The organism is Salmonella sp. SAL4457 (genome assembly GCF_046548235.1).
Lineage (GTDB): Bacteria > Pseudomonadota > Gammaproteobacteria > Enterobacterales > Enterobacteriaceae > Salmonella > Salmonella enterica.
On record NZ_JBGDZO010000839.1, the window covers coordinates 1 to 256 of the forward strand.

General features: G+C 68.0%; 1 pseudogene. It reads right to left on the reverse strand.

The window, feature by feature from the left end:
* Positions 1 to 256: pseudogene (gene pheT, locus ACLJNW_RS26540) on the reverse strand (phenylalanine--tRNA ligase subunit beta); the annotation flags it as partial.

Here is a 256-nt window from a genome sequence, read left to right on the forward strand (position 1 = left end):
CTTCAGGCCCGCGCGCACGTTGGGCGCACCGCAGACGACCTGGAAGGTCTCGCTGCCGTTGCTGACCTGGCAGACGCGCAGCTTGTCGGCGTCCGGATGCTGTTCGGTCGAGAGCACCTCGCCGACCACCACGCCGCTGAAGGCGCCGGCGACCGGCAGGTCGGCGTCAACCTCGAGGCCGACCATGGACAGGCGAGCGACCAGCTCGTCATGGGAAACCTGCGGATTTGCCCAGCTCCGCAGCCACTTTTCACTG